Origin of the sequence: Paenibacillus sp. P2(2022) (assembly GCF_029522175.1) — a bacterium.
GTDB lineage: Bacteria > Bacillota > Bacilli > Paenibacillales > Paenibacillaceae > Paenibacillus > Paenibacillus polymyxa.
This window is the reverse complement of sequence record NZ_JAKWFI010000001.1, coordinates 199,470-218,378: the sequence shown is the minus strand read 5'-3', so window position 1 is coordinate 218,378 and position 18,909 is coordinate 199,470. Positions and strand designations below refer to the sequence as shown.

General features: G+C 43.0%; 14 protein-coding genes. 10 read left to right on the top strand and 4 right to left on the bottom strand.

Annotated features, from left to right (window positions below; all coding sequences use genetic code 11):
• Nucleotides 1-423: 423 nt before the first annotated feature.
• From MMB75_RS00920 to MMB75_RS00905, 4 genes are all read left to right on the top strand, one after another.
• A complete protein-coding gene (locus MMB75_RS00920) occupies nt 424-3,363 on the top strand; it encodes a contractile injection system protein, VgrG/Pvc8 family (protein ID WP_277506737.1) in 2,940 nt (979 codons plus the stop codon).
• A gap of 12 nt (nt 3,364-3,375) precedes the next feature.
• Nucleotides 3,376-3,708, top strand: coding sequence for an Imm8 family immunity protein (locus MMB75_RS00915; RefSeq protein WP_045244282.1), 333 nt, complete (start codon nt 3,376-3,378; stop codon nt 3,706-3,708).
• Nucleotides 3,709-4,660: 952 nt separating this feature from the next.
• The gene (locus MMB75_RS00910; protein ID WP_016821878.1) at nt 4,661-5,020 is read left to right on the top strand and encodes a putative zinc-binding protein; all 360 of its coding nucleotides are present in this window, start codon (nt 4,661-4,663) and stop codon (nt 5,018-5,020) included.
• A gap of 631 nt (nt 5,021-5,651) precedes the next feature.
• Entirely contained in the window at nt 5,652-7,079 is a 1,428-nt protein-coding gene (locus tag MMB75_RS00905) for a pyridoxal phosphate-dependent decarboxylase family protein (protein WP_045244588.1), read from the top strand.
• A 274-nt stretch (nt 7,080-7,353) separates the two neighbouring features.
• Here the strand turns inward: MMB75_RS00905 and MMB75_RS00900 are convergent, their stop codons facing one another.
• From MMB75_RS00900 to MMB75_RS00885, 4 genes are all read right to left on the bottom strand, one after another.
• Nucleotides 7,354-8,859, bottom strand: coding sequence for an alpha/beta hydrolase family protein (locus MMB75_RS00900; protein ID WP_045244281.1), 1,506 nt, complete (start codon nt 8,857-8,859; stop codon nt 7,354-7,356).
• A 179-nt stretch (nt 8,860-9,038) separates the two neighbouring features.
• The gene (locus tag MMB75_RS00895) at nt 9,039-9,563 is read right to left on the bottom strand and encodes a VOC family protein (protein ID WP_016821881.1); all 525 of its coding nucleotides are present in this window, start codon (nt 9,561-9,563) and stop codon (nt 9,039-9,041) included.
• A 51-nt stretch (nt 9,564-9,614) separates the two neighbouring features.
• On the bottom strand, nt 9,615-10,241 hold the full coding sequence (locus tag MMB75_RS00890; RefSeq protein WP_045244280.1) for a type 1 glutamine amidotransferase family protein: 627 nt from the start codon (nt 10,239-10,241) through the stop codon (nt 9,615-9,617).
• Nucleotides 10,242-10,350: 109 nt separating this feature from the next.
• On the bottom strand, nt 10,351-11,313 hold the full coding sequence (locus tag MMB75_RS00885; protein ID WP_019688238.1) for a helix-turn-helix transcriptional regulator: 963 nt from the start codon (nt 11,311-11,313) through the stop codon (nt 10,351-10,353).
• Between the two features lie 248 nt (nt 11,314-11,561).
• On the opposite strand from MMB75_RS00885, the gene MMB75_RS00880 reads away from it, so the two are divergent.
• From MMB75_RS00880 to MMB75_RS00855, 6 genes are read left to right on the top strand one after another with little or no spacing between them, the layout of a single operon-like run.
• The gene (locus MMB75_RS00880) at nt 11,562-13,061 is read left to right on the top strand and encodes a hypothetical protein (RefSeq protein ID WP_031461992.1); all 1,500 of its coding nucleotides are present in this window, start codon (nt 11,562-11,564) and stop codon (nt 13,059-13,061) included.
• 20 nt (nt 13,062-13,081) lie between these two features.
• Nucleotides 13,082-14,185, top strand: a complete 1,104-nt coding sequence (locus MMB75_RS00875) for a pentapeptide repeat-containing protein (RefSeq protein WP_045244279.1) — start codon at nt 13,082-13,084, stop codon at nt 14,183-14,185.
• 12 nt (nt 14,186-14,197) lie between these two features.
• Complete coding sequence (locus MMB75_RS00870) at nt 14,198-14,710, top strand: imm11 family protein (RefSeq protein WP_044787571.1); 513 nt, start codon at nt 14,198-14,200, stop codon at nt 14,708-14,710.
• 12 nt (nt 14,711-14,722) lie between these two features.
• Nucleotides 14,723-15,352, top strand: coding sequence for a hypothetical protein (locus tag MMB75_RS00865; protein ID WP_044787572.1), 630 nt, complete (start codon nt 14,723-14,725; stop codon nt 15,350-15,352).
• 30 nt (nt 15,353-15,382) lie between these two features.
• Nucleotides 15,383-15,862, top strand: a complete 480-nt coding sequence (locus MMB75_RS00860) for a DUF4280 domain-containing protein (protein ID WP_031461996.1) — start codon at nt 15,383-15,385, stop codon at nt 15,860-15,862.
• Complete coding sequence (locus MMB75_RS00855; protein ID WP_329957188.1) at nt 15,843-18,887, top strand: contractile injection system protein, VgrG/Pvc8 family; 3,045 nt, start codon at nt 15,843-15,845, stop codon at nt 18,885-18,887. Before MMB75_RS00860 ends, MMB75_RS00855 begins: the two co-directional genes overlap by 20 nt.
• Nucleotides 18,888-18,909 lie beyond the last annotated feature (22 nt).

The following is an 18,909-nucleotide window of genomic DNA, read 5'->3' as shown; positions in this document are numbered from 1 at the left end:
AAATAATTGAACCACAGCAAGTTGATTGCACGTCACAGAAGGGAATAACCTTATTTTGTTCAACTCCAAATCCTTACGTTCAAAAATGGTATCCGATCTCGGCACTTGCGTATTACCATATTCCTATATTAACTCATGTTACACTTCCCTCTCATCCTCCTACTTCCAAAAATAAACATAGTAAATCCCCCAACCAATGGGTCATTCTGTAAACTAAATCTTTCTTTTAACCGATAAATACATATGCTGGGTTGTTTATTAAATATCACCTCTCGTCCCTTTATAGCGTACAAACCTTGTTATACATATCTATATGGACTCACTGTTGTACTCATCTGCTGCTTCTTTAATCAGAAGTGAATGCAAGATGACGTGCTTTACTTGGAAATACCCATCACATATAGAAAGGAGTTATGAACTCACTTGAGCGTATTATCAGATGGGATTGGCTATGAAAGCCTACGCTTTTATGGTCCCTTTCAGCCCCTACACATCGAACAACTTCAAATAACACGTACAATTAACGATCATGCCTATTTACATATCAGTGGCATGCTCTCCGAAGAACAGGGAGCAGCTTGTATCGGTCATAATATAGAGCAAGAGCCGATTGCGATTCGTCAGTTGAATGATCAGGGACAATCGCTGAGAAGGCTGTTCCATGGGATTGTCACGCGTATGTCCGTACATTGTGTGCGAGGCGTATATACGTTTGAACTGGGGGCTGCTTCCCATTCATACCAGATGGATATTAAGCGTAAAAGGCGCTCCTATCAAGATATTCACCGCACCTATGATGGTCTGGTCACTGCGCTGGTTCGAAAATATCAGTACGGAGATGCCATTGATACGTTAAGCAACCATGCCAAATTGGAGACATTTGTTTTACAATATGAGGAGACGGATTGGGCATTTTTAAAACGTCTTGCTTCTCGCTTTGGTTCCGTCCTTGTGCCAGAGGTAACCGCAGCTTCGCCCAAGGTTTTCTTCGGAATGCCTGAGGGCAAGCAACATAAGGTGGAGCGGGACGTATTTTATCGAGTACGGAAAACATTTCATGAGCTGGATGCGGAAAAGCTGGGAGAACGTGCTGGCTCATATATCACCTATATGATCGAAAGCCTGCAATACTATGCACTAGGCGACCTTATCACGTTACCTATTGGACAAGGCAAAGAACTGGTCGTGGTTCGATCCATGACAACCTTAGCAGATGGCTTACTGCACACCCGTTATGATCTTCAAGCCGAACAAGATATCCGCTATGCCCGTTATGAAAACGATCAGGCTACTGGAATTTCGCTGACAGGAACGGTGCTCAAGGTACAGCAGGATTTTGTACAGCTTCAACTGGACATTGACCCGAAGCAAGATCCTGCCAAAGCGTGCTGGTTTCCCATCGCCACCCGTTATGTCGCGGAAGAACATAGTGGCTGGTACGATATGCCTGAGGTTGGGGAACAGGTGGAACTGTATCTGCCTACACACCGCGAACAAGATGCCTATGTCACGGATTCAGTGCGACAACAACGCTACATAAATGATCAGCCGAATGTGAAGGTATGGCAACATGTGCAAGGTAGCTCCGTCGAAATGTCTGAGCACAAGCTGACCCTATCCACCCCCGGTGAATTTTCCATTACACTGCATGAAAGTAGCGGCATTACGATTGACAGTCCCGGGAATGTGCAGATTCAGGGTGGTCACGTCAAGCTTGATGCTGGGCAGGAGCTTTCGCTCGAAGCTGGAACGGCGCTGTATCTGAAGGGCGGAGCCAGCAGTATGGTACTGGACGGTGAGACGGATACCAAGGCTCCAGTGATTTATCAGGAAGGTACGGTGAAGGCACCTGTTTTCGTAGCTGACCTCCCTCCTGTTCCAGAACCGCCATTGATGAGTATCAAAGCCTATGAAGCAGCTCAATCAGCAGCTAGGGATTCATCTAGCAACCAAGCCTCTACCCCTAAAGCAAAAGTCACCAGTCCAGCAGAGCATCAACAGGCAAATGCCTTGATGGGTACGGTGTCCAAGCTATTAGGCTCCATTCCAGTGATGGGAAAAGTGGTTGGCGTTGTTGCAGGAGCGCTAAGTGGACCTGCAGGAGGGGTGATTCTGAGAGCAACCGCAGCGATCCCTGTTCGGAGCAAAGGAACCCCTTCCGTTGGAGGTAGTAAGGGGAACGGCATTCATCCGTTGAAACACTTGGCTGGTCTAGCATTACAAGGGTTAATTACTCAGTATGAACATGAGCAAGCGAGACATGCCTACTATAGCAAATGGATTCTGGGGAAAGTGTATACAAGCGCACGTCAAATAGTACATTCCGGCAGCCGATTAGAGCTGATCCAAAACTTGCTGACAACATCGAAAACCATGGTTCATGCCTATCAACAGGTACCTAAAAGTGTTAAAGATAGAATGCTGAGGGAATATAAAGAACAAGAAAAAGCTAGGGCTGAAGCTGCTCTTAAAGCAGAAAAAGAAGCTAGAGCTAAAGCCCTTAAAGCGAAAAAAGAAGCTGCACCACCAGAGCTTACAGATGAAGAATATGAGAAAATTCAAAGAGATTATGTCTATTGGTCTTCATTAGAAAATCGCAGACCTGAAATTCCGCTAGGAAGCTACCGTGCTGAGGACGGGGTGGTTCGTACAGCGAATGGAAATCCAGATTTTAAATACTACGATGACTGGAAACAAAACTATCAAGGAGATTTTTTGATTCTATCTAATCAAGAGGGCATCACACCGGAAGAACAACGATGGATGAGCCATGCAAACATATTTGCAGAGCCAGTGCCACTTGACGGTCGAGGTGGTGAAGGTAGAGCCCTTAAAAATGAATTCTCCAAAATGAGTAAAGAAGGGGCACTTGAGAACGCTAGGCTCGCAAGAGAAAATGTGAGGAGAATCCAACAGCGAATAGATCAGAAGAGCATCACCACAAAAAATGCATCCGAACCTTTTAAGAATACACCAGAAACTGTACCTTCAAAACCTAAATGGTGGCACGCTGGATATGTGGATGACTTAACGGATTCGCAAATTATTCTTGGAGTTAAACAATCACCAAAAGGATTATCCACCCTTGGAAGTTCTACTCGTTCAGAGGCAATGAGCGCTGGTAAAGCATGGGTAGGTGAGAAGGCTGAAAGTATTATTGATAAAACAACAGGTGAAATTATAGGTTTTAAAAGTGCAGATGGAATGAGAGCTTTTAGAATTCAATTTAAGCCAGGAGAAAATATGGTAAGAGCAAACTTCCAAGAAAACACTATGATTAGGACAGAACGAAATTATAACGACTATAATAAGACATGGGCATCAAAGCAGATAAGAAATGTTCATATTGATATTCTAGAATAGGAGGATAATTAAATGCTTATAATAAAGGCCTTAACAAAGATGTATGAGGATTGGGGGGAAGATATAGACGACTTTTATATTACTTATAATGTAGATATCGGACCTGTTGAAATAAATGGAGCATCAGACATGTTTTCATTTGAACTAATAAGTCCTAAAAGGTTAGATAGGATGGCAGGTCAAAATGATATTATTATCGGGCATGGTCATTTTATAGCAAGAGACTTTAATGAAAACATACTTGAAGCAACATTAAATCGTATTATAAATAAGTGCACAGATAATGATATTAATAAGGCATACAAAAACCTATCTGCATATTTTCGTTGGGAGATGGATGAATAATTAAAACAATATTGCGTATATTTCTGTTCTAAGTAAAACCAAAATTAACAATATCACTGATTGGTTTTTCATACCATTCGGGGGGATTCTTTTTTTAATAGGGCTCGTTAATGTCGATTGGACTAAATATTTAAACTAATAACATATAACACATGACCATCCTTGTAGTTTTTTATAATTTGTTAATATATACCTCAAAAGACGCTATTCTGCTACAATGAGCCTTGTTTTTCACGTAAAACAATGACTTGCCATCCCTCCCCATCAGAATTAACATACACACACTTCAACCACGGGAGGGAAATATGCGATGTTAAACTGGCCAGATTGGTTTCTGGAAGCATTACGCCAGAGATTTTATCAATTAGAACTCGCCAGTGAACAACAAGCTTCATGTTCATCTGAGGCAACAATCTATCCACTCAAATGAATCAATTCAAAACCAACCAAAACGAGGATATCCAATGTCTGCTATCCGAATGGGAAGAAGCCATAGGCTATCAGCTAAGTCAGGACAAACAGTCCCTCTATATGGAAGGAGTTAAAGATGGGATTCGATTGATCCTTCTCATCATACAACCCACAAATATTCGTTAGCACATTGATCGTATTAGCCTATAGTTTCTCTAGCCCCTAAATTCATTTAACAATGATCTATTAATTTTCTATAATTTCATCTTGATTAGTTTAAGTGTACCTAAACATTAAACTTTCAAAAGCTTATTCCAACTTTAATCTATGAGTTGGGATAAGCTTTTTTTCTAAAGATCTAGCTGATTTATATATACATACAGTTAGCCCTATAACAGATTTCACAAAGATATTGTCGTGATCACGATCACGGTTTAGACTGTAAATTTAAGTTAAAATACAAACAATTTAAAATTTATTTTACCTAAAACCAAAGATACCGTGATGGACCACAAAGAAAAAAACAAGGAAGTGTACAAAGATGAAAAGAACGGATTTACCTCTTGTCTATTCTTGTTCTGGATGTTCCTCCGCAGCACAAACCGCTAACATGATCGCTATACAAATGGATCGAGAAAAAGTCGCTGAAATGTCCTGCATAGCTGGTGTTGGTGGTGATGTCAAACCACTTGTCAGAACAGCAAAATCGGGACGTGACATCATTGCAATTGACGGCTGCCCCTTGTCCTGTTGCAAGAGTTGCTTAGCAAGACATGAAGTTCAACCCAAACACCATTTCCTGCTGTCTGACTTTCACGTACCCAAAATAATAGGAGAAGATCCTAACCCCGATCATTATAGGAATGCTTACACACAAATCTTAGAACAAATAGGGCAATAATTCCCCATCGAAGTTAAGATGTTGTGTATATATAGTAAAAGTATAGCTGGCTCTCATTATGTAACAATATCGTAAAATAGTTTGTACTGGTGGCTCCTAACACATCTTTAGGGGCCACCAGTATTTTTTTCTCCCAGTTGAATCATTGGATATAAAAATCCTAAAGAATTTGGAGCTCTAATTGGAGTCATTATTTAAATATTCAAGTAGCTCAGTTGCAACATCTGGCAAAGCGTTTCGAGCACTTTATTTACAAGTACTATACATTTATTCTCTTTTTTTAATTATTTTCAGATAACTAAGGTTTCCCCCTCCCCCCTCCTATATTACAAGCTCCCCCGTTTCCTTAGCTGTCTTGTAAAATTACTCGTCGTTACCATCCAAGCAACACAGCACTATATAGCTGCTTACCAGCCTTGAGCTGGAGCACTATCTCATTCCCAACATCACATTTCCAGCATTTGCACTGAACGGGGATTTTGAATAGCCCTCTTTGCCTTTGAGAATTACTTTGCGTAATAGCGAAGAGCCTAAAAACAAACAAAATGATGAAATCGGTGAATATCACAATATGACAACAGATGTTATATTATACTTTGGTTGAAGTTAAACAAAGGAGATGGAGATGCTTATGATGAATCAAGAACCAAATCAGCAATTAGGTGAAATTATTGAGCAGTTCATACATTCATACATGGCAGAAAATAACAATATCCGATCTCAAAAAGTAATCAACACTGCAGATGAGGATACCATAGCTCATTTAAGGGGAATTGGTTTTCCCAAAAAAGGAAGACCGATAAAAGAAGTTGTTAATGAAATGAGGAAAAACGTCTATCCTTATCAAACGTTTATGCAACACCCTCGCTTTTTCGCATTGGTTCCTAGTCCAATGTCTCTTTACTCGTGGTTAGGAGATATCATGACCAGCGCTTATAATACCCACGCCGGAAGCTGGATGCTGAGTTCGACCGCAAGCCTTCTAGAGGGGGAAGTAATCCGGTGGATGTGTGACCAAGCAGGATATCCCGATACGGCTGGAGGCTTATTTCTGTCCGGCGGATCGTTGTCAAATTTGACCGCTTTGGCAGCTGCACGCAATGCAAAGTTATCCGAGCAGGAATATGCCATTGGAACTGCTTATGTTTCAGACCAAACTCATTCATCGGTCGCCAAAGGGCTACGCATCCTCGGATTCCGTAGTGATCAGATCAGAAAGATTCCAAGTGATAAAAATTTTCGTATGGATGTTTCAGCCTTAGAAAAAAAAGTAATAGAGGATCAGACGGCTGGCATGAAGCCTTTTGCCATCATTGCCACGGCAGGCACAACCAATACGGGAAGCATTGACCCGTTAAACGAAATTGCTGACTTATGTGAAAAACATAATATTTGGTTACACGTGGATGGAGCTTACGGTGCGTCAATTTTGGCTTCTTCGAAATATAAGTCCCTTTTGAGCGGAATATCGCGTTCAGATAGCATTACCTGGGATGCACATAAATGGTTAATGCAGACCTATTCCTGTAGCGTAGTTTTAGCCAAAGAAAATCAACAGCTCAGAGACTGCTTCAGCACACATCCAGAATATTTGAAAGATGCTGAGACTAATGAAGAACATATTAATTTTTGGGATCTGGGCCCTGAATTAACGCGGCCTGCTCGAAGTTTGAAACTATGGGTGACACTGCAAGCTTTAGGAACTAATGCTGTCAGTGAAGCCATAGAGCATGGTGTTCAACTCGCAGAATGGGCTGAAGATGAAATCAAAAAACATAATCATTGGGAAATTGTATCCCCCGCACAGTTAGCGATTGTTAATTTTCGATATGCACCAACTGGATTATCTGAGCAAGAATTAGATTCGCTCAATAAAAGGATTTCCCAAGAAATGGTGACCAATGGATACGCTTCGGTGCTTACGACACAACTTAATGGAAAAACGGTTCTCCGAATCTGTGCAATTCACCCAGATACTACGGAACATGAAATCAGGAATACAATTCAGCTTTTATCGAATATAGCACGCTCATTGAATGAGACAAAAGCCTTTTTGTGATGAAAAATTATGAAATGAAATGCTACACTTTCTGTAAATAAATAAAAATGCTCAACATCACGCAAGTAAGAGGGGCACGCCGCCCCTCTTTGGTCACTCTTTGAAGCAGGTCAAAATATATTTTTAAAATTTTATGTGTATGATGGCTAGTTTCTCAATCGTATTGTATTCGTTCTTCTTAGACAAAGGAAAACTCCCCTTCAAGTAGCGGTTTATTTATTAAACCTGTCTACTTGAAGGGGAGCATGTCAAAATCGGCAGCCTGTTCCGTAATTTATAATAGCGAGGTTACGAACTTCACCTCTGGAAAGCGGCTATCCGGTCCTTTCATTAAGATTCCGCCTTGATTTTTCAGATACATATCAAAGAAATCCAGCATGTAGGCATTGATAACGGAATTCGCTCTTTCGGGTGCAATCTGTCCTGTAATGCCCAGCATTTTAAAAATCGGAGAAATGAACTGTACGTCGGTAAAATTCAAATGCTCCGTATTTTCGATATAGAGGACTTGTCCCCCTTCGTCGACCGTTTCGCGCATCCGTTGAAGCTCCAACTTTTTATCTTCCGTTACTTGATCCTCCCACTCTCTTGTTGATCCCATACGGTTAAGCTCTGCATCCGTGTAGATCCGGTTATCCATCACCATTTTTAATTTTTCGAAATAGCTTTCCGAGTTGATAAACAAAAACGGCTTTCGCAGACCCTCTCTGTCACGCAGTCGATAAAGCCCTCCATCAAAGTCTATTCCAACCGCGATTCGCGGATCGTAAGAAGCGTCATAGGCCGTCGCTCCGCCGATGGAATGGCCGAACACCCCGACATGACCGAGATCAATCTTCCCTTTTAGATGACTTGGAACCTGCCCCGATTGGATGAGCTCGAATTGGTCCAGCGTAAACGCCACATCACCGGTTAAAACTTTTCCCAACTTGTCACGATTTCCGCTTTCTGTCCGGTAATCATGGTCGGGTGAGAACAAGTCATCGGTTGTGCTGGTCGTGATTCGACCGTCCGGAAACTCGGTTGCAAATGTATTGTAGGTGTGGTCGATCACTGCCACGATATATCCGTGACTCGCGAGATTTTCAGCTTGCGACGTGTGGAGGAACCTGGACGAGCCGTTGCCGGGATTCCCAAGGATCAGCGGGTATGAAGTCTGTGCCGAAGAGACTTCGGCTCCCGAATAAGCATGACTGGATACGTACTTCAGATGTTGAAACGTAAACCCGGGAAGGCCATAGTTGGCGGCCATATAACGTAAAATCTCGGTATCGGGAATAAAGGGAGCGTACTTGCCAATGCTAGCTTGAGTCGGATACCAGACCTGAACCATCAATTCCCTCTTGCCTGTCTCAGTTTTGCCAAATGTCTCCTCCCGGCTTGGATCGATGAAATGAAAGATTTGCGTGCCTACCTTCAACTCGCCGGTTGGCGCCGGAAAGTTGAATACGGGAAACACATAGAGGAAGCACCCTGTTGCGATTAGCCCAATCACGATAAAAAGGCGGCCCAGCACCCTACGGATTCGCGAGGCAGTCCGAACGACTTTCGGCGTTATGAAAACGTTTATAAGCGAAAGCGAAAGTATCAGGATCGTAAATCCGTATAAAAATAAAAGCTGAATCCTATATCCTTCGACAAGCAAATGTATTACTAAAAAAATGGAGCTTGCTCCGCTTGTCAGGAGCAAAGCTGATCTTCGGATACGTTGATTGGTAATGAACAGGAGTGCCAACAAACAAGCACTTGAAAAGAATAGCAGCATTTCAAAAATCCTCACGCCAACTCCCCCTTAACAAATAATCCTATCAATGGATTAGTATAGAGGAGCAGCTAGGTTGGTACCATTGATCTAGATGACAATTGCCTAACACTCTTGTAAGGTCGCGTGACGATGGCGCAAAAAGCAGCATGTAATGTGCTGATTAATACGTTTTACCAAAAAGTGATCGCATGCATTTATTCTCCACTAAAGCTTTTGGCCCATTCAGCAACCCTACGACTGCTTTCTTCTTCTGACAAATCCTCAATCCTGGTCATAATAGACCATCTTACTCCACAAGGATCCAATATACTTGCGAATCGATCCCCTGAAACAAAGTTTGTAACGGGTTCCCTTACTTTCGCTCCTCTTGCTACTGCCTTTTCAATGATCTGATCCACATTCATAACGTAAATTCCGAAAGAATAACACGCATTATCTCCATCTGGCGGCAAAACCAATTGATATGTCGGATTCGCTGCTCCCAGCTGCAAAAAACCATTTCCAAAATCTAATTCCGCATGAACAATGATTGTATTGCCATTCTCATCAGGATATTCAGTAATGTCCTTAACCCTCGCATTGAAAACTGTTTTATAAAACTCTATCGCTTCCGAAGGATTCTTCACGGTTATAAACGGGGTAATAGATGTAAAGCCGTTGGGTATACCCTTACTTGTATATTTACCTGACACTCCCACATATTCTCTGCTTTCAGTCATTTTAACTCCTCCTTTAAATGATCTTAACAGTTCAATATAATGCTCATACCTTTATTGGATTGAATCCATCAACTCATAGTAATGTTTGGATGCACGAGTCTTATTTAGACTATACCAGGCTTCTAATGTTTTAGAAGAAAACACACCCAGAGCTTTCAAAACGTGTACGGTGAATTCCAACGGAGCTGTTCCAGATGCAGTGATTAGTTTTCCATCCGTTACAGCAGACTCCATTTTGTAATACTTTTCGCCCGTGTAGGTGGGACAGGTCATTTGGAGGTATTCCAGATCATTGCTTGTATGTGAACGTGAATTCAGCAATCCTGCCTGGGCAAGTCCGATAGTAGCGCCACAAATCGCTGCAACCCATATACCTTCCTCTAAACACCTCTCAACCATTTTTAAGATCGGTTGGTGAATGGTTTCTGTCCATGTATTTCCACCGGGTAAAATCAATGCATCTGTGCTCTTAATGCTGCACTCATCCAGTTTGATGTCAGGCAGGATTGTCAATCCGCCCATGGTAGTGACAGGAGTCTTTTCCATTCCCACGGTAACTATTTTGGATGGGCCCAGCCCTTTTTTATAATATCTTCCTGAGTTCAGTTCGGCAGTTAAGTAACCGATTTCCCAGTCTGCCATGGTGTCAAATACATAAAGATATACCGTACTATTCATTCACAGGTTCTCCCTATTTTATAATTTATCAAGTGATACCAATCCTCGGTAACCCGTGATTATTCTCATTATAAAAAAGCTTCACTGACATCTGCTGTCAGTGAAGCTTCTAACGTTGATAATATTCCATTAACTCCGACGCAACCGCAACAAGTTTTTCCTTCAAGCTCTGTGGTTCGATGATCTGAATGGATTTCCCGTAGGGTAGGAGTAAATGAGGGACATATGTATGAAGTGATTTTTCCTCAAGCAAAAAGATGGCTTGGTTAGCGGTTCGCTCTTTCAGATGATGCCCCAAAAACCAATGTAGACATAAGTCATCCAATGCCTCTGACCTGCCTTCGATCATTAAAGAAATTAAACCGTCCTTGCCCACTAAATCAGGTAACAGATTTTGCATGAAAAATTCACGAGCTGAAAAAGCCTCAGGACGCTTAAATAGGCTTGGAGTGCGTTTGATCTGTAAAATCCGTTCTGCCCGAAAGCTACGGATCTCATTTCTTAGGTGACAAAATGCAACAGTATACCATTTGTTGTTCCAGTAAACCATTCCATAGGGGTCTATCACCCTATTCTTGGGTTGTTCTTCATGGCTCGTGCGATAATCCATTTCGACAGAGAATTGGTTGGCTACAGCCTGCTCCAATTCTGCCAATATCGGCTGAAGAGAAGGATCTCCTATGCGATTTATCACTTCAAATCCGGCTAAATGACGGCTAAGTATACTTTCTTGCTCTTGATTCGAATACATTTTCAATTTTGAGGTCGCACTGCTTAATGCCTCACTTAAAGGAGATCCAGCTTCTTTTGCAAAAACAGCAGCATGAAGGAGTGCCTTTTTTTCCTCCATATCAAATAGTAAGGGTGCTCTAATAAAATTATTCAGCAGGCTATACCCGCCATGATGACCCGTGTCGGATATGATAGGCACTCCACTGGCGCATAGTGCATCAATATACCGATAAACTGTCCTTATATTTATTTCTAACTTTTCGGATATTTGTTTTGCCGTCATTTTTACACCCGAATTCAGCATCCATAGAATGGCCAGCATATTATCGTTTTTTGGCATAACCTAAACCCTCCTCTCTCATTAAAAGCTGATCTTTTATAGATAACTCTTTGTACTCTTCTTACCACCTATTATATGCTTTTTTCCATCTTATACTTCCCTCTCATATCTTCTAATTCCAGATTTACACATAGCAAATACCATAATGAATGGGTCATTCTGTAAACTAACTCTCTCTTTTAACCGATAAATACATATGCTGGATTTATAATTCCTCTTTTTAAACACAACTACAGAAGGAGACACCTATGGAAAATATCGTGACATACGGTCATATCGAAATCATGCCTTATGAGTTCGTCCGCCTTCATGAACTTAAAATCTTGAAAACAGTCAATGACCATGCCCGAATGATCTGTACAGGCATCATCTCAGAGAAAAAGCGAGAGCTGTATGTACGTGCTTCTGACGAAGAAACCCAAGTCAAAGCTTTTGTTACAGACAAAAATGGCAATCGACAACCCCTTTTTCGAGGCATTGCCTTGGATGTGGAGGAAAAAGTCGTCCACGGGGTCCATTACCTGACCGTCGAAGCCATATCTCATACCTACGAGTTAGATATTAAGCGCCATCAACGCTCTTTCCAGAATCCTAACCTCACCTATACAGGACTGATTGAAAGTATTGTATCGGACTATTCCAAAGCAGAAGCGATGGATGTTGTGTCCCATAAGAAGCCCATCGGCACCTTTATCATGCAATATGATGAAACCGATTGGCAATTTCTGAAACGGATGGCTTCCCACTTTTACTCTCCGCTCATTCCTGCAGTGGGCTATGGAGTTCCCAAGTTTTATTTTGGTCTACCTATGGGACTCAGCAAGGGCGAAATACAATCTACCAATTATAAAGTCACCAAACGGGTCGCGGATTTTCAAACCGCCTCAGAGAACCATATCCCTGGCGTGCGTGATGCGGATTTTATCCAATATGAGGTCGAGACGGAGAAATTATTGGAACCTGGCTACGAAGTGACCTTTCGAGGTCATAAGTTGATTGTAGCTGAGGTGCTAACAGAGATGAAGGACGGGGTACTGACCCATAACGCCAAGCTGTCACCACGAAGCGGCTTACGTCCGATTAAAGACTACAATCGTTCCATTATCGGCGCTTCCATTCAGGGCAAGGTACTGAGCGTTCGCCGAGACAAAGTACGCGCCCAGCTCGATATGGACGATCAGCAAGATCCAAACACGGATTACTGGTTTCCCTACTCTACCATTTATGCCTCTGCGGATAACACGGGCTGGTATTGCATGCCTGAAGATGGAGACAGCATCCGCATCTATTTTCCCAGTTATAAGGAAGAAGAGGGATATGCGATCAGCTCAGTTAAAAGAGAACCACAACCTTCCGGGGGAAAATCTACTACTCCTGGACATGCCACAGCTTCTGCTTCGTCTGCTGGAACAAAGTCTTCTTCGGCACTGTCTGCGGCAGCTCCTGCGCCAGATCGAATGGCTGATCCTGCCATTAAGACGCTGCGAACCAAATACGGCAAAGAAATCATGCTCGCCCCAGATCAAATCGTTATTTCTGGCAATGGCATGTCCATTGTCATTAACGATAAAACGGGCATTGATATTGTAAGCGGAAAAAATGTGAGTATTAGCGCGGCTTCAGATATTGTAATGAGTTCCGGTAACATCCAGCTTTCCGCCGGAAAAATTGAGCTGTCTGGTAAAGGCAACACGATCACGTTGGATGACAAAACCACCTTCTCCGGCACGGAAATTAAGATGAACTAACGGAAGGTGAGAACTAGCAGATGAATAAACAAGCGGCATTACACCATTTTAAAGAGCATCATTTTACACCTTTGCTGGACATTCAGTTGGACAGGCTGGAAGCCATATTTCACCGCTACCAAGCTCAATTGATCTCCGACTTCAAAGAATCGTTCAGGGATTTGTGTATACACATTTTGAACATGCAGCAACAAGGTCAAAAAGAACCCATTGGATATATTCACTATTCGTTCTTACGCACTCAGATGCTAGAGCAATCCTACCTGTATATGGTCGAAGCTTATTCTGCTGAATGGTACGAAGATGATTCCGATTGCAAGTTAACCTATGACGCATCATGGGCTTATGGACCGATGAGTACCATGTTGGAAGCCTTGGAGCAGGAACGAAAAATATATATGGGGACGATCACTTCAGTGGACGTTGAACGATTGATGTTGGAATCCGCTCCTTTGTTTCACCAGTTTGTGAACTCCCTCCTGCGCTTAGGCATGGCAGAAGTGGTTCAAATGCCTGAGTATCTCGCTATTCATAAAGCTGATCGTGTAGTCATCCGAACGGGCGAATACATGGATATCAGCGAGAATCTATACGTCGAAGATCAGGAAGCACTTCTTGCAGATCATGTGAGAGAGCAATTGATTCACTCCAGTGAAGAAGAACCCTTTGTTTACGAAAACCTAAAGCGGCTCTCTCTTCCCCATCTTCAGCTGATGCAAAAAGATTTGCGTTATAACGATTTTAGCCTTAGTGACTTACGGGAAAGCCAGTTCCATACCTGTATATTAATCGGGAGCAGCTGGCAACGAGCAAATATAGAAGGAGCTAGCTTTCAGGGATGTTTACTGACCGACGCAGATTTTAGATATAGCAATCTAAAGGGTGTCCATTTCTGCGGTGCCAGCGGACAGCCTTATCGGGAACATGGAGTTCGGGTTCCGGGGTTATGTGGCCTTCATTTTGAACACTCCATCCTGGATGGGGCCGATTTTACGAATGTACATTCGTTTGAACATGCGTATTTTGAGGGGGCTTCGATGCAAGGAACCCTTGTCCCGCGAAGGTACCAACAGCATTGGAAACTAAGCGAAGCACAGTGTCAATCCATTATGTGGGCGGAATAAGGAGGAATATGTATGCGCCATTATTATGTGCTGGTCGATGATCATCGTGTATCCCGAAACATGGAACCGATGAATTTAGACCTTTTTAAAACGCCATTCGTTGGTATGCCTCCAGCTCAGGTTTTAGATATTCATGCGACAGAAGATGCCGAGTATACGGACTGGCTCCCGTTTTCAACCTCCCAACCACTATTTTCCGATCCTATGAAACAAATTCTAGAATTATACAATACACAAGCTCGTTTTAAGCAGGTGTATATCGTGAACCGGGAACCTAGCCGTCAGGAATTATATTGGATTTTATCCATTCCCTCTGTGGATGGCATTTCAGAGCAGACTGAATTTTATCCGCACGACCAAACCCTAAAACGACTTGTGCTGGATAGTCAAAAGGTGAATGGACACCATTTTTTCCGACTTTCCAACGTGAGAGAACCTTATTTCATCGTTAGCTTGGAAGCGGCTGAAAGCTTGCTGCGGCGGAGCTTGAGTGGTTTTCAGCTACAAAAGCTAGAACTCTTATAAGGAGGTTCAACCTTGACGGAGCATTGGGATGAATTTTTTTTAAAACTGCATCACCAACAAATATTGAAAGAGCAATTAAGTACAGCAGAAAACGATGAAAGCTGGATGATGATATCTATTGAAGAAGCGATGAAGGGAATTTCGAAAGGCTCACTAACGCTGGCAGATGGACAGGAAATTCGGTTTCAAACCCTTCCTGTCTTTGAAAATCAACTCACCATTTCTCTGCCTGACTCTCTTATTCCAGAAGTTCGAGCAGGACAGACGGTAGCTTCGTCGAAAAGCTTCGTTGTTCAGGACAAGCTGGGGGGAATCCTGTTCGGTCTGCACCAAAGCGGGCAAGCACTTGACCCTACGCAAATAGAAATCTATCAACAACAGCTGATTGAGCAAACGAGTCGCGCACAACCAAGTATGAAGCTTGTGGATGAAAAGGCTCTTTCTATTCAAGATACCATCATTGGCTGCTATGAAGCTATTTTTCTAGTTTCCCCCTCTCCCTATTATCAGATTGTCTTTGTGCGTTCCTGGCGTGGCAAAGCTGTGATCGGGAGTTGCCAATTTAAGCTGGAGGATGCTTCGCTCTGGGTCCCGTTAACCTATGCCATGCTGCACACTGCGACATGGTCGGAGCTTACTTGATTCTATACCTTTATCCAAGGAGGTACTTATATGTTTTTACCTTTACTTATTAAAGCTTTGGCCCAGGGGGCGCTCAGCGGAGAACATTCCTATGTGGTGAGAGGAGCCAAGTTACAGTGCAGTCAAGGTACAGACCCTGGTGTGCTTAATATGATGTACAGCCATGGTGTCTTCATTAAAGATAAGCCCGTTCTGAACGTGGACGATGCCATTTGTGGAGCCAATATTAGCAAAATCAATGCTTTTGGTCTGTGTAAATTGAAGCATGGTCTTCCTTGCGAACCTGAGATTGCATTTGGGTCCAAGTGGACCGGTGGGAAAGAAGATGTATTGATCGAGGGGGCACCCGCCTTACTCAACAATTCGACCTTAATGTGTAGCTGCCAAGATGTTCTGACTAATACGTTCAATTTCATGATAGACCCCAGTGATGATGGTACCCTCTCTTCTGCGATAGGACCTAGTGGTGGGGGCATCATCTCGATCATCGATGACGGGCAAGACAGTTGACTTTATCAAGCAAGGAGATTCAGGAATGAACATCGTAGCGAAAGACCGTTTTACCTATCAGCATCTACATGTTACCTGGCCCTATGGTAAGCTGCGTCTTCGTAATATCCATATGAGTCACGAGCTCGGAGAACATGCCAGGCTGAGGATCACGGGCGTCTTGGAAGGCAACCGGGCAGACACGATCATTGCCAAAGCGAGCAGCGACGACGAAGTTGAGCTATGGTATTCCGATGACAAAGATCAGAAGCATCCCTTATTCATAGGGCAACTATACTGCGTAGATGTGGAGCACACGCACCAGGAGGTCTTGGTGACCCTCGACATCATATCTCATAGTTTCAAACTGGATACGCAGCTCAAAAACCGTTCCTTTCAACATATCAATCAAAAGTATGCGGAGATTGTAGATGCAGTGCTGGCCGATTATAAAGGCTCGGATAAAATCGATGAAGCTTTTGAGAAAAAAGCGACAGGCCAGTTTATCATGCAATATCAGGAGACGGATTGGACTTTTTTAAAACGGCTGGCTTCGCATGTGGGAGCCCTGCTCGTCCCCAATATCGTTTCACACCATGCGCAAATTTGGATCGGAATCCCGCAAGCCAGGCAGCATATTCATTTGAAAGAGGTTCCTTTTTCGTTACAACGCAAGATCGCTCCCTATCTGGATCAGGAGGCGAACGGCTGGAGATCTGCAAACATCGGAGATTACACTCGGTATACCTTTGAGTGGGATCAAATGCTGCAATTGGGAGATGAAGTTGAACGCAATCACGAAACTTACGTCATCACCAAACGTGAGGGTCAATTGATTCGTGGCTTGATGACTTGGTCGTATGAATGTGCCCTGTCGGCGGGCTTGAAGGTCCCTAAAATCTATAATCGAACGATCATTGGCGCGGCTATCGAAGGAAAAATACTGGAGGTCAGCCGGAATCAGGTTCGGTTGCATCTGGATATAGACGGTCATCAAAATCCAAGGGATGCCCAGTGGTTCCCCTATTCTGCAGAAGGGAATCAGGTGTGGTATCTGATGCCGGAAAAGGGTGCACAGGTGAAGCTGTATTTTCCAAGTGCAGACGAAGACGATGCGATGGTCATACAATCGGTCCGAACGAAACCATCTAGTGTTGCTGTCTCTTCATCTCACGCAGCTCAAGGTGCGGTGATCGAATCACCTACAGAACGTCACCAGCGTAAAACAGCCGATCCTGGGGTTAAATCCTTTGCAAATCCACAAGGAAAAGAAATTTCCTTAGGGAACTCCGAGCTGTCGATGAGTGCGCAGGAAGGATCACTATACATCTCCATGAATACCCATAACGGTGTCAGCCTGAACAGCACCCAACGTGTACAAATTCAAGCCGCAGGCAGTCTTAGTCTTTCGGCAGGTAGTATTCTGCTGCAAGGAACCAACGGCTTACATTTGAATACAACAACGGATACGCTTGATTTGGAACAGGAAGTCAACAGCGTGAGTTCGGAAATCCAGCTTAAAGCTTCCCTCCATCAATACTACCCAGATCCGATCTTATCTGACTTTGAGAAACAAGTCGCTGAAAAGGGAATTCAAGGTGTAATGGGAGCTCGTGCTAAAGAAAACGTAGGTGCCACCCTCAAGGGAGAATGGGATGCGGGTTTGGAATTTATAGGCGGTGTATGGGACTCGGTTGTCGATATAGTGGATATGGGGACCATGGTAATGACCCCTCTTGTTATGCCGGGAAATTACACTGGTAAAGGTTTTCTGGAGCGCAATGAGACGCTCGAGGGCATTAAGAACGGTGCGAAGTTTGGCTGGAACTATATTGCCGATTCATTCCAAGGGAAGAAAACAAAGAAAGATGTGGTTCACGACCTTGAAACTGTATGGGATGGCATAAAAAGCATACCCGATCCGATTGAGCGAAAATTGAATAATTTCTTCCCTAATCCATTGACCGATACCAAACAGGAAAGTTACGATGCAGGATACGACAGTATCAAGGCCGTTGAACGTGTTGCAGACATTTATGCGTTTGTTAAAGGCGGCTCAAAGTTAGTTAGAAAGCTGGGAAAGTTGGGGAAAGAAGAAGCCTCCTTATCTAAGGGGCTCAAGGAAGCTGAAGAAAAGAAAGCTGGGAAAGGAGGAGCACCGGGGTTATTCGGAGATTCAGCAAAGACCGACTCTGCTCTGGCCAAAGTTGGGGATGGGAAGTTCAAAACGAATGCCATCCGTTTTCCAACCAATTTTGAATCCTTGGGGAGTTACTTGCAAAGTGTATCTAGAAAGATGAATATCCGTTTAACTAAAAGGTCACCCATCTTCGCAACTGCTGGAGGCCATTATCGGTTTCATGATCCTGGTCCTGACATCCCACATTCTAAAGGTTCTGGTGCAAAGATTTCACTTGAGAGACAAAAGCAGATTGATGCGTTAGAATCAGGAGAGTACACGGGTAAGAGCACTAAGGGAACGGGTAATGTTCCTGAATCAATACCTACCCTTAAAAAGATTGATTGGAATGAATACAAGCGTGTAGATGATTATAAACCCACATTTATGGATGAATTTCAAGAAAAAGAATATAAAGCTGCAACAAAGGATTATGATGATATTAGAAGTGTTGGTATGACTGATATTGAACAGGTTGCAAAAAATACTGGTATGACAATAGAAGAAATTAGGGCTATGAAACAACACATGTTTTTTGATACACATAAAATCCCTTTAGATAATCAAAGTTATCGAGTTGGCCACTTTACTCCTGATTTAGAAGTTGGGTTTATATGGAAAGAAGCACAAAAAGGTGAGCTGGATCCAAAACAAAAAAAGTGGTTTCAAGAGTTAGCTAAACATGAATTAACTGAAAGTGAAAAAATGAAACAAGGCTACCCATATAAAAATCCTGGTTCGTATCAAAAAGATAGTGATGATTTTGGTTCAGATCCTCCTGGTGCACATGATGTAGCTTCTGATCAACCTTCCTTTGAACTCCCTGGAGGATATGAATATTATGCGAAAAAAGTTCTTGGGCAATAAAAATAGAGAAGATGGAGCGAAA

Coding starts and splice junctions, on each gene's coding strand:
- MMB75_RS00915 (WP_045244282.1), top strand. CDS start 3,376: ATGCTTATAATAAAGGCCTTAACAAAGATGTATGAGGATTGGGGGGAA.
- MMB75_RS00910 (WP_016821878.1), top strand. CDS start 4,661: ATGAAAAGAACGGATTTACCTCTTGTCTATTCTTGTTCTGGATGTTCC.
- MMB75_RS00905 (WP_045244588.1), top strand. CDS start 5,652: ATGATGAATCAAGAACCAAATCAGCAATTAGGTGAAATTATTGAGCAG.
- MMB75_RS00895 (WP_016821881.1), bottom strand. CDS start 9,563: ATGACTGAAAGCAGAGAATATGTGGGAGTGTCAGGTAAATATACAAGT.
- MMB75_RS00890 (WP_045244280.1), bottom strand. CDS start 10,241: ATGAATAGTACGGTATATCTTTATGTATTTGACACCATGGCAGACTGG.
- MMB75_RS00885 (WP_019688238.1), bottom strand. CDS start 11,313: ATGCCAAAAAACGATAATATGCTGGCCATTCTATGGATGCTGAATTCG.
- MMB75_RS00880 (WP_031461992.1), top strand. CDS start 11,562: ATGGAAAATATCGTGACATACGGTCATATCGAAATCATGCCTTATGAG.
- MMB75_RS00875 (WP_045244279.1), top strand. CDS start 13,082: ATGAATAAACAAGCGGCATTACACCATTTTAAAGAGCATCATTTTACA.
- MMB75_RS00870 (WP_044787571.1), top strand. CDS start 14,198: ATGCGCCATTATTATGTGCTGGTCGATGATCATCGTGTATCCCGAAAC.
- MMB75_RS00860 (WP_031461996.1), top strand. CDS start 15,383: ATGTTTTTACCTTTACTTATTAAAGCTTTGGCCCAGGGGGCGCTCAGC.
- MMB75_RS00855 (WP_329957188.1), top strand. CDS start 15,843: ATGACGGGCAAGACAGTTGACTTTATCAAGCAAGGAGATTCAGGAATG.